Origin of the sequence: Spiroplasma sp. hy2 (genome assembly GCF_044714365.1) — a bacterium.
GTDB classification, from domain to species: domain Bacteria; phylum Bacillota_I; class Bacilli_A; order Mycoplasmatales; family Mycoplasmataceae; genus Spiroplasma; species Spiroplasma phoeniceum.
Genome location: NZ_RXFZ02000038.1, coordinates 1 through 6,973, shown reverse-complemented (window position 1 = coordinate 6,973; position 6,973 = coordinate 1). Strand labels below are relative to the sequence as shown.

General features: G+C 26.3%; 7 protein-coding genes. All 7 read right to left on the bottom strand.

Going from position 1 to position 6,973, the window contains the following annotated elements:
• Positions 1–162: 162 nt before the first annotated feature.
• On the bottom strand, positions 163–360 hold the full coding sequence (locus tag EHV01_RS02120) for a hypothetical protein (RefSeq protein ID WP_422066001.1): 198 nt from the start codon (positions 358–360) through the stop codon (positions 163–165).
• A 141-nt stretch (positions 361–501) separates the two neighbouring features.
• On the bottom strand, positions 502–3,990 hold the full coding sequence (locus EHV01_RS02115) for an FtsX-like permease family protein (RefSeq protein ID WP_422066000.1): 3,489 nt from the start codon (positions 3,988–3,990) through the stop codon (positions 502–504).
• Positions 3,991–4,305: 315 nt separating this feature from the next.
• Complete coding sequence (locus EHV01_RS02110) at positions 4,306–4,548, bottom strand: hypothetical protein (protein WP_422066002.1); 243 nt, start codon at positions 4,546–4,548, stop codon at positions 4,306–4,308.
• Between the two features lie 41 nt (positions 4,549–4,589).
• On the bottom strand, positions 4,590–5,291 hold the full coding sequence (locus tag EHV01_RS02105) for an HAD-IC family P-type ATPase (RefSeq protein WP_422065999.1): 702 nt from the start codon (positions 5,289–5,291) through the stop codon (positions 4,590–4,592).
• Positions 5,251–5,766, bottom strand: coding sequence for a hypothetical protein (locus EHV01_RS02100; RefSeq protein WP_422065998.1), 516 nt, complete (start codon positions 5,764–5,766; stop codon positions 5,251–5,253). Before EHV01_RS02100 ends, EHV01_RS02105 begins: the two co-directional genes overlap by 41 nt.
• Positions 5,747–6,487 (bottom strand): HAD-IC family P-type ATPase, encoded by a 741-nt coding sequence (locus EHV01_RS02095; RefSeq protein WP_422065997.1) that lies wholly within the window; start codon positions 6,485–6,487, stop codon positions 5,747–5,749. Before EHV01_RS02095 ends, EHV01_RS02100 begins: the two co-directional genes overlap by 20 nt.
• A 190-nt stretch (positions 6,488–6,677) precedes the next feature.
• A complete protein-coding gene (locus EHV01_RS02090; RefSeq protein ID WP_422065996.1) occupies positions 6,678–6,833 on the bottom strand; it encodes a cation-transporting P-type ATPase in 156 nt (51 codons plus the stop codon).
• Positions 6,834–6,973: the final 140 nt, after the last annotated feature.

Genomic DNA, 6,973 nt, shown 5'->3' with positions numbered 1-6,973 from the left:
CCTTTAAAATATCTAACATTTTATTAAAAGTGGCTTGTTTTATTTCTGTTAATCGGAATAATTCTTTATCATTAATAAAATCAAATTTATCAAATTTCATAATTTTAGATTCCTATAATTTCTATTTTAAATATATTTTATAGGAATTTTAAAATAACTAGGTTATGCAAGAAGTCTATTATTARAAATTTTAATTGCATTACGAGAAATATTGTCAAGTCCTTCAATTCTTGTTTGAATATATTGTTTTTCATTAAAACTAAATGGAGTATTACGACTATGATTAAGAACTTCATTAAAGGTTAGATTTTGAACAAAAATAGAACTTGCAATAATGCAGAAAGTATATATCTTTTTCATTGTTAATTTTTCCCACTTCCATAGCAATTAATTTTATTTATCATAAATTAGGCTAACATAATATCTATATATTTAGTTTAACAAAAAATTAATAAGAAATTAATAAATTTAAAAAAATGTTATTTAATTAAATAACATTTTTTATTCCATTGTAATATTTATTAATTTATTCTTTTTAATTTTTCAAATCCCTATTCCAATTACTGAAATTAAAATAAAACCAATTGCTAATGTTGCTATTGAAACAACATAAGATGAAAAGGAAGGAATTAATAACATTCCGGTACTTTTAAAAACAATATGAGCAATGACATTCCATAATAATTGGGCAATAACATAACTTAAAACATAACCTAAAACAATTGCAAATAAGTAAAATCCTAAAACAATTGCAATAATTTTTCATGTTGGATATCCAAGGACTTTTAAAGTTAAGATTGTACGGCGATTTTCATCAAGCACCATAGCAATTAAGACTGATAAAATTAAAGTAACAATGACAATTATTAATCCTTCTAAAACATTAAGAACATCCCGGACAGTTCGCATTCCTTGTGAATAATTTTCTCGTAAAGTATCAAATGGTCATATTTTGTTAAGGCCATTTAATAATTTTAAATTTGTTCTTAAGTCTAATGCATTTTTAAGATCCGGTTTTTTATTATTATCAAACATTGTAAAATCATAATTATCGTTTAATGAAAATGACGAAATAATACGATAAGGCTGCAAGGTTACTCCCAATGGACTAGCTCCTGATGCAACAACATTATAATAAGAATTTGGTAAAAATTGTTCTCCTTTTTTAGTTAAATTAACTCATTGGTTCATAACCGTAACTAATGAATCTTGATTCATATAAATATTCGCTGAACTAATATCAGCATCATTTGAACCAATCACTTTAAAAGCAACTGGAACATACCCAATAGCATTTGTAATTCGAACATTTAATTTAAAAATATCCCCCGAAACTAAATTCATCGATTGATAAACCCGTTTTGCTAAAAGAACTGGTATTGGTTCATTAATTGGAACATTTGGGTCATTCCCAGTAGGGTCTGAACTAATTTTATAGCCAAAGACTTCTTTTTGGGCAATATCACTTGGTGTCGTCTTAGAACGATAATTCAATAATTGATTACGCTCTGTTTCATCACTTGTTAACCCAACAACATTTAATTGTGAAACTGGATTTTTTGAATTTTTAGTATCATCTGGACTTCAACCTGCTGATAAGAAAACATACGGGAAATCATAATTTTTATTATAAACCATATATGGTCCTAAATAAATATCTGGGTATTGACCATTAGTTGTTGTACTTAAACTATTAACCAAATTAATTCCACTAATAATTGTTTGAATATCAGCTTCATTTATTCCTTTTTCAATTAAAAATGGTTTCATAAGATTAATAATTTTTACTAAATTATCTCATCCATTAATTCATTCACCAGACTCATTATCCTTAACTTTATAATTAGCAACTGCGTCAACTGTTGTTGCACTTATATATGGATATGTTTTTGTTTCTTCATCATAATTAATCTTACTTCTAACAAGAGTTACACCACTTGGATCACCAATAATATTTAATAAATCACCACAATTTTTTTTCATATTTTTTGAATCTGAAACAGATAGACTTGTAAAGCACATCAATGGATTTGGAAAGTTAAATGTTTTATTATCATCAAGAATTTTTGCCTCATGGTAATAATTCATACGCTTATCAGCCGTAATTCACTGATAAGGTTTACTATTGCTGGCTTCTTGTGCAATATCTTGTTGATCATAACTAGCAATTAAATATGATTTAATATCATTCTTAAAATAACGGAAAGAATCTTTAACAATTCCTTGTGCCATTACTCCTGCATCCAACTGGAAAATTAACAAAAAGGACGAAAAAACTAAAACAATTAATACCATAATTCATTTTCCTAAAGATTTTAGTGCAAAGGTAAATGATAAATGAACATTAAATGTTAATCCAAAATGAGCATATTTACGACCTTTTTTTACTTTTTTAGGACAAAAACTTAAATTAGAACCTTTTAAATCATAAATTAAATCCAAAGCTGTCCGACTTAAAAGAATAAATGAGATTAAGAAAGACATCCCAATAAAAATAAGTGAAATAAAAATTGTCGCTGAAACAAAAATTAGTGGATTAAAATAAAATGATGATAATGGTAATCCTATTGAATATAAATTTGAACCAGTGAAATACATTTGCAGAGGAATACTTAAAGCTCATCCTAATAAACAACCAATTAAAGTTGTAAAAATAATGTTAAAAGTAAAAATAAATAATAATTCAAAGCGATGATATCCTAATGATTTTAAGACTCCAATTTGTCGTTTTGCATTAGTAATATCTTTTTTAATGAAAAAAGCAATAATAAATAAAATAATAATTGAACAAGCAACAGCAATTGAAGTATTAATAATAAAACCAGTATTTGTTAACATCACAACTTGTCCCGGTAATGATGCTTCAAAAGCGGCAATTGCATTATCAGGCGCTACAAAATAATTGCTTAAAACTTTTCTTAATAAAGTTATTTTTTGTGGTTCAGTTAAATTACCATTAACATTAATAAAACTAGTAATTTTTTCAGTTCCATTTGAAAAATTTTGCTTGATAGCATTAAAATTAATATCATTCATAAATAATACTGAACCATTTTTTAAATCAATAATTTTATGACCAGTAACAAGAGTTGATAGACTTACTAAATCAGGATAAATATTACTTACCTTTGCCCCATATCCAATAATATTAAATTGTAAATTTTGACTATTTCCTAAATTAAAGTGTCCACCAAGTTTTAAATGATTATAATCAGCATATTGTTTATTTAAAATAATGTTATTTTCTGTTAAATCACTAATATGTTCTCATTTTGTTACTTCAAAAAGACGATTAAACGGAGTATAAAAAATATTATTACCTCGTCAACCATCACCGTTATATAATAAATTTTTATTTTTGTTAATAGCAGTAGCATTAAAATATTGCGTATCTTTTGCTAAATTATTTGCAGTAAATTGATAACCAACATTAAAACTAAGTTCTAAGCCAGCTTTGTCACCATTAATTAAATCATTTAAACGACTTTCATCTGGATTATGAATAATATAACTTAAAAAAGCAGCAGTAAGATTCTTATTAAAATTTTTAACTAAGGCAGTAAAAGAAGATGTCCCCATTTCTGGGTTTAAATATGATGGTTCTTTTGTTCATTTACAAATTTCAGAATTAGTTAAATCACAATTTAACCCTAAAACATCAGCACGAATATTATTAAATGTTAAATGCTCAGCATCAATTTCTGACTCATCATAAAACTGAGCTAAAAAAGTACGATTATTTTCATTTATTTTTCAAGCAGGATTTCTTTTTCACACATTATTATCAATATTTAAACTATCTACTCGAATTTCATATTGATAAGGAAGACTATTTTTCTTAATATCATTTAAACCATTTTTAACTTGAAAAACAGTTGAAAAAAGAGCTGTAAAGGTTAAAACTGCACCAATAATAAACAAAATTAACCCAATAAATTGAGTTATTTTTTTTGTAAACCCTCGCGTAGCCTCTTTTGCAAGATTTCACATATTATTCACCCATTCCAAGAATCACTAAGTTAATTATATAAGAAAAATAACTAATTTTAAAAAATATTGAAAAACTTTAATTGCTTAATAAATTAAAAATTTTTTGCTTTCCTTTAGTAGTTGGACTGACAACATTTTATAATAAAGACTTAATAAAACAATTTTTAATGTTATTCTTTTATCATTTGATTAATTTACGAAATGCATCATATCCCAACAACATTAATAATGGAAGCACCATCATTCCTAATGATACTACAGTCATTTGTCAAGATAACAGTGGTGAAGTGTCAAATTTATGTTCTTTGATTGTTGTTAAAAAAATAAGTTTAAGCCCGGTGTATAAACCATCAAAAAATTTAATACCAAGGCAATTACTGAAGCACCTAATAAATAATAATTAGTCGGAGGAACATTATATTGTGTTTTAATTCGATAATTTGGTAATTGAATTGCAAAAGCAAAAATTACTGGTGAACAAGCCATTACTAAGATTGTCGCAATTTTAGCATCTTCAATATTATGAAAAATATCTTTACCAATGAAAAATGTAGCAATAATAGTAGCAGCTGTTACAAAAGCTAAATATAAAATTGTAACTAAACTATTGGTAAAAAAGTTTCTTTCTTACTTCGTGATTTTTCTAGCATTAAGCCCTCATCATTATTTCCTAAACCAATTGGAATTGACATTAATGTTTCAATGACTAAGTTAAACCATAAAATGTTAACAGAATCAAATGGTTTAATTTTAGTTGTAACTGAAATAATAATAATAATAAAAACTAACACATTTGCTAATTGTGCAATACAAACAAAAGCAATAACCCGTTTAATTTTATGATACACATTCCGTCCTTCTTCAACACCACGAATAATTGTTGAAAAATTATCATTTTGTAAAATAATATTTGCAACTTCTTTTGAAACATCTGTCCCTGTTATTCCCATTGCAACACCAATATCGGCTTTGCTTAAACTTGGAGCATCATTAACGCCATCACCTGTCATTGAAACAACATAGTTCATTGATTGCAAACACTCAACAATCCTTGTTTTATGATCAGGATTAACTCTTGCAAAAACTGATACATCACGTAGTTTTTCTTGTAACTTATGATTATTCATATTATCAATTTGATGGCCAGATAAAACATTCGCTTCTGAAACTGCTAGACGTAATTCTTTAGCAATAGCTAAAGCAGTTGCTTTATGATCTCCAGTAATCATAATTACTCTAATTCCTGCTTCATGTGCCTTTCTAACTGCTTCAACCGCTTCTGGACGTGGTGGGTCAATCATTCCAACAGCACCTAAAAAAAATTAAATTAGTCTCAATGTCTTGTTGATCTTTTTGCTTAAAAGCAAAAGCTAAAACCCGTAATGTTTGACTTGATAAATCTAATGCTTCCTCTTGGATTTCTTCCTTCATTTCTTCAGTTAATGGAACAATTTCGTTATTTAAATAAATTCGATTACATTGCAGTAATAATTGGTCAAGAGCACCTTTTGTATAAACAAATTCCTGTTTATTAACATGATTAACAGTTGACATTAATTTTCGATCAAAATCAAAGGGAACTTCTAAAACACGAAGATATTTTTCACGATATTCTACTTCACTAATTGTAAATCTTCTTGTAAAATCAATTAAAGCAATTTCAGTTGGATCACCAATTTGTTCATTTTTTTGGTTAATAGCATCATTACATAAAGTTAGACAATTAATAAAATGAAAAGTTGCCTTATTATTTTGGTTATAAATAATTAAAATCATTTTCTTTAAGAATCTCATTATTGAAAATAATCTCTTTAACTGTCATTTTATTTTGAGTTAAAGTCCCTGTTTTATCTGAACAAATAACATTAACTGAACCTAATGTTTCAACCGCATCTAATTTTTTAACAATAACATTAACTTTTGTCATTCGTTTTACTAATGATAAAATAACTGACACAATAACAATTAAGGATTCTGGGATAACAGCAATTGCAATTGTAACTGCTGTCATTAAATTAATTGGTCAACTATTTTCATCAGTTAATAAAAAGAAAACAAAAACAAAGATTGCTAATAAAACCGCAAAAATACTAACAACTTTTGTTAATTTTGTTAAACGTAACTGTAATGGTGTCTTTTCTTGTTTTGTTTTAACAACCGCAGCAGCAATTTTTCCAATCTCACTATCAACAGCATTTGCAACAACAATCCCAACTGCTCAACCATTTGTAATAAAAGTTGACATAAAAGCCATATTACTCTGTTCTGCTAACACTAATTTTTCTTTTAAAATTATTTCACCATTTTTTTCAACAGGAACTGATTCACCAGTTAATGCAACTTCGTCAATTAACAAATTATTTGCTTCTAAAATGCGAATATAAGCTGGAATATATTTCCCTGCTTCTAAAATAACAATATCACCTACAACTAATTCATCAACCGGAATTTCAAAAATTGCACCATCTCGTTTAACAATCGTTACTGGAATTGTCATTTTTTTAAAGAATCAAGGGATTTTCTTGCTCTAATTTGTTCAATTGTTTGAATGAAGGCATTTAATAAAACGATACATAAAATCACAATAAAATCTATCACATAAATTCGATTATTAACAACTTTTTCAATAATAACCGAAGTAACTCCTGCAATAATTAAAATAAGAGATAATGGATTTAATAATGAAACTAAAAAATTAAAATTCAATGTTTGTTTTTAGGTTTTGGTAATTCATTTTTCCCATTTTTAACTAATCTTTCTTTGGTTTGTTTTGAAGATAATCCAACATTTAAATTGCTTTTAAATTCCTGTTCTAATTCTTTATCTGATTTACTAAATCACATTTTTTATAATACCCTCGCTTTCTAAAATTTATTATTTATTAGACTTCTTGCATAACCTATTAAAATAATTGTAAATATTTTTAAAAAGATACTAATAGCAAATTATAATTTTAATTAATTATGTCTTTTATTTAAAAATW